Source organism: Bacteroides propionicifaciens DSM 19291 = JCM 14649 (genome assembly GCF_000375405.1).
Classification (GTDB): domain Bacteria; phylum Bacteroidota; class Bacteroidia; order Bacteroidales; family Bacteroidaceae; genus Bacteroides_E; species Bacteroides_E propionicifaciens.
On sequence record NZ_AQWS01000061.1, the window covers coordinates 1 to 4,346 of the forward strand.

Below are 4,346 nucleotides of genomic sequence, written 5' to 3' on the forward strand. Positions count from 1 at the left end.
TACAAAGGAACACCATCAATAACATAAAGTGGCTCGTTACTGGCATTAATAGAACCCATTCCACGAATACGCACCGACTCTACAGAACCTGGTTGCCCTGAAGTAGAGGTAATTTGCACACCTGAAACTCCACCAGCTAATTTATCGGTTACATTCAGTGCAGGCACATCAGCTAGTTTTTCAGTACTCATACTAGATGCGGCACCCGTAAAAGATGATTTTTTGAATGTACCATAACCGGTTACGATAACCTCATCAAGAAGCTCTGCATCAGAAACTAGTGCAATTTTCATATTAGGAGTAATAGTCACTGTTTGTGACTTCATACCTATATAAGACACTTTAATTTTTTTTGCTGTTGCAGGAACATTGGTGATATTAAAGAATCCATCAAAATCCGTTATAGTACCCAAGGATGTACCCTCAACTGTAATGGCTGCTCCAATAACGGGCAACCCATCTTCTTCTGAAAGCACCACTCCTGATAGCTTCTGACTCTGAGCAGATGCTATCCCAAAGGATAAGAGCAAACAACTCAAGAACATCATCATTTTTTTTCTCATAACTTTTAATTTAAAAGTATTTACTTAATTAACCTTTATCACTGTTTACAAATATAACACATTGCAAAATTATTAAAAAATACACACTTGTCAACTTTTTATAGTTAAAAAGCACGATAAGATAGAATTTATCACAATTAGATAGCATATATCTATAATATATATTCAAATGACACATTTCAGTAATCACCTAATTAAAATAATATTTATAGGCAATACCTAAATGAAATACAACAACCCTATAAAAAGCAGTTATGACACAAATACAATAACCAGCATTTACAATATGTCATAAGATAGATACGCTACAAGTGTTAAATAGTAATACCAGCTGCAAAACAATAGTAAATAGATATAAAATGCTTATTATTTAACTATTTAGATATAAAAAAGTCAAGTAGGCTATCAGAATAAACTGGACAACCTACTTGACTTACATAAAGTTATGAGAGGAGTGGATTCCTGTTTCTTAGTAACCTGGATTTTGTTGACCTCTCAAGTTTGGATTAACATTTACCTCACTCACAGGAATCGGCAAGAGTGTTCTAAAATAAGTTCTATCAAACTTTTGAGACTCGGGAATCAAGATATAGTGTAGTTGCATATCGTTTTGATCGGTATAACGAACTACTGTTTCATTATTACGCATCGCATCAAAGAAGCGTTGTCCCTCACCTACAAGTTCTTTTCTTCGCTCTATACTAATACGTGCTAGCGTAGCATCGGCTTGACTAATAGAAGAAGCTGTAGGATTGGCACGAAGATGAATCACATTCAAATAAGCAGCAGCTTTATCACTTATACCAAGCTTAGCGGCAGCCTCGGCAGCAATTAGATAAACTTCAGATAAACGCATCATCGGTAAACTGTTTAAACGTACATCGCCGTTAGCTTTGGGGAATTTATTAACGAAGATAGGAGTATTACCATATTGCTCAATAAGGTCTTCATTGGTTTGAGGCGCTATCAAAATACCATTACGCACATCGTCTGGATCACTACCTAACATATTAATGAAAGACTGAGTAGCGATCAAATCGGCATACCCTTCTTCGTACATCAAGTAAGCAATTCCTTCACGGTCGGTCCAATCACTAGAGTTTTTGTTGATAACTTCAAATAGCATCTCTTTTCTTCCTGTATCTTTAGTATTCCAACCGTCAACATATTCTTCGGCTGTCCAAAGCTCATAAGGAGAGTTTTCCAAAACATCTTCAGCAGTTGTTAGGGCCTGAGTGTTATCCTCTTTATATAGATAAACCTTAGAAAGCAAAGATTTAACATACCAAGAGTTTACATATCCATAGTTCTTTGTGGTTTTTAGACCACCCAAGTCCAACGACGCTTTTAGGTCAGATATCACTTGGTCATAAACTTCAGCTACAGTATTTCTTTTAGGTAAAGCATTTAGCTCTAAAGGAGTCAAAACAATAGGAATCCCAAGGGATGCCCCATTATCTACACTGTAGGGTGCTCCGTATAATTTGCAAAGATCAAAGTGAACCAAAGCACGAATAGCAAGAGCTTCCGATTTCAAACCATTCAATTGGTCGACTGTGGCATCAGGAATCTTATTCTCTTCTACAGCCTGAATAATCCGATTAGCTCTACGAATCACATTGTAAGGAATCTCCCAAATAACAGGAGCATTGTCCAATACATACTTCATTTCATAAGTCGAAGACGTACGTAAGCTTTGCGCTCTTGCTTGCATATCTTCACCACGCACATCACCTGTATAGAACATACGCGCACCATAATATTCTACTCGACTTGAACTTCCCTGAATTCCATCATAAAGACCATTAAGTGCAACCGTAGCAGAATAGTAATCTGTAATTGCTTTATCAGAAGGTACCGATGTACTTGGGTCAAGGTTTAACCAATTGTTTCCACATGCAGAAAGTGCTACCAGCATCAGTCCTAGCGTAATGGATTTATATATCTTTTTCATTTATTTCTTCTTTAAAAATTAAAAACCAATTTCTAAACCAAAGGTCACTGTTCTTAGTGCAGGATTTTCGAACATCACAAGACCATTAACTGGCACTTCTGGATCAACATATAGATCCTTTGATTTGAATGTCAATAGATTATTAGCAGAAGCGTATGCACGCAATTTGTTAATACCCCAAGCTCTTGTCAAATGCTTAGGTAAGCTATATCCCAAAGTGATATTTTTAAGACGGACATGGTTTGTCGACTTGATCCAACGTGAAGAGGTTGTTTCGCTGTTGTTGTAAGCAAACTGTGGTAACTTCGCATGATCACCTGGTTTTTGCCACATGTCAGAAAGCTTGTAATAAGATGGGATGTTTCCATCATAATGATCGCTTCCTCCATTACTTTGCAACCAACGAGCTGCATCCATCATGTGACCTCCAAAAGAATAAGTAAATGTAAAGTTCAAATCAATATCTTTCCAACTTACAAAGTTGCTAAACCCTCCTTGAACTTTCGGATTCGCATTACCCAAAATGACTTTGTTTGCTTCAGCCGAATTGGTTGTTATATTACCCGAACCATCATTTAGGTAGTAAGACTCTTTACCTGTTGCTGGATCAACTCCTGCATATTCATAACCGTAGAAAGAGTAGTAAGGCTTACCTACTTGATGAATTAAATATCTGCCCTCAACAATCTCAGACTGATCTCCATCAAGTTTAGTCAACTTGTTTTTATTATGACCCAAATTCAATGAGGTAGTCCAGTACCAATCGTCATTAGCAATGTTGGTCGATTTAATCTCGAACTCAAATCCTCTGTTACGCATAGAACCGATATTTTTCAATATAGTAGCCATACCTGTAGTTTGAGAAACAGGCTGATCAAGAAGCAAGTCTTTTGTATCGCGATTATACCAATCAAACCCAATAGATAATCTCTCCCAAAGAGTAAGATCAAGTCCGACATTTGTAGCGTAGTTTTTCTCCCATTTCAAGTCTGGGTTAAAAAGTCTAGTCTCAGAAGATCCTGGTTGTCCATTATAGTTAGCTCCGTAGCTGTATACTCCCAAGTACCCATAATAATCATCGGGCTGTGTACCATTAACACCATAAGAAACCCTAAGCTTTGCATCGGTGATAACATCACGTACACTCGACATAAAGTTCTCTTGAGTTAACCTCCAAGATCCCGAAACTGACCAAAAGTTACCCCAACGACTATCTGTTGATAATCTTGAACTACCATCACGACGATAACTAGTACTGAAATAATACTTATTGTCGTAGTCGTAGTTCAGACGACCTAGCATCGAAACCATTCTGGATTCGGATTTGGAGCTACTTGATCTTGATTCGGCAGCATTACCAATCTCTTCCAAATAACCAGGATAATTACTTCCATTAGCATAAACATAGTCGAGCTTGTAAGATTCTGTTTCAAATCCACCCAACACGTCAATCGCATGTTTCTCGGCAATCACCTTATTGTAGGTAAGCTGAGTTTGAGAAGTCCATTTGCTACGGTTCATCATATAGCGTTGGTAAACTTCTTTTGAAGCACTTCCATCTTTAGATCTAGGATCCCACCACACACGATTATTCGCTTGATTAAAGTCGTAATTAAATACTTCTTTTAGTCGCAGATTGTCCCAGATATTCCAAGTAGCAGAAGCTGTACTCAACGTACGAACGACAGAGTTTCTATCGTAATTATATTTCATAGTTTGTACGATATTCGCACCATTCAAAGCAGGAAAATAGGTACTAAATGAACCGTCTTCGTTATAAGGATAAGAAGAGGGAGAAGCAGTCATAGTAGCCACCATAATAGGACTAG

At 37.5% G+C, this 4,346-nt stretch carries 3 protein-coding genes; all 3 read right to left on the reverse strand.

All coding sequences use genetic code 11. The features are described from left to right. Positions 1–563, reverse strand: a 563-nt coding sequence (locus B091_RS12245) for a carboxypeptidase-like regulatory domain-containing protein (RefSeq protein ID WP_018110124.1), incomplete at its 3' end; no start/stop codon positions are given. A gap of 469 nt (positions 564–1,032) precedes the next feature. Beyond that, positions 1,033–2,517 (reverse strand): RagB/SusD family nutrient uptake outer membrane protein, encoded by a 1,485-nt coding sequence (locus B091_RS0111415; RefSeq protein ID WP_018110125.1) that lies wholly within the window; start codon positions 2,515–2,517, stop codon positions 1,033–1,035. 18 nt (positions 2,518–2,535) lie between these two features. Next, on the reverse strand, positions 2,536–4,346 hold a 1,811-nt coding region (locus B091_RS0111420), incomplete at its 5' end, for a SusC/RagA family TonB-linked outer membrane protein (protein ID WP_026166379.1).